Source organism: Ensifer sp. ZNC0028, assembly GCF_000799055.1.
GTDB lineage: Bacteria > Pseudomonadota > Alphaproteobacteria > Rhizobiales > Rhizobiaceae > Ensifer.
The window spans coordinates 1-242 of sequence record NZ_JTLA01000221.1 but is presented as its reverse complement, the minus strand read 5'-3'; the positions used below and the strand labels follow the sequence as shown (position 1 = coordinate 242).

The window sequence follows — 242 nt, the reverse complement described above, 5'->3', positions numbered from 1 at the left end:
AGAGCCTGCTGTCGTCGACGGTCAAGGTTCCGGGGCTGATCGAGCGGCGGCGGGCGGCGGCAAGCACCGATCCGGTGACGACGGCTGTCGCGCCGTCCGAACGGGGTGCGCGCCTTGGCTTCTCGACCAGCCTCACACAGATTCAGGCGGCCCGCGATGCCGCCGACGCGGCGGCAGCCGGCCAGACCTTCGTCAAGACCGATCAGCCCTTCGACGTCTGGATGGACGGCAGCTTCCTGTTC

General features: G+C 69.4%; 1 protein-coding gene. It reads left to right on the top strand.

Translation table 11 applies throughout. The features are described 5' to 3' along the window. On the top strand, positions 1 to 242 hold a 242-nt coding region (locus L981_RS35330; RefSeq protein ID WP_043626954.1), incomplete at both ends, for a hypothetical protein.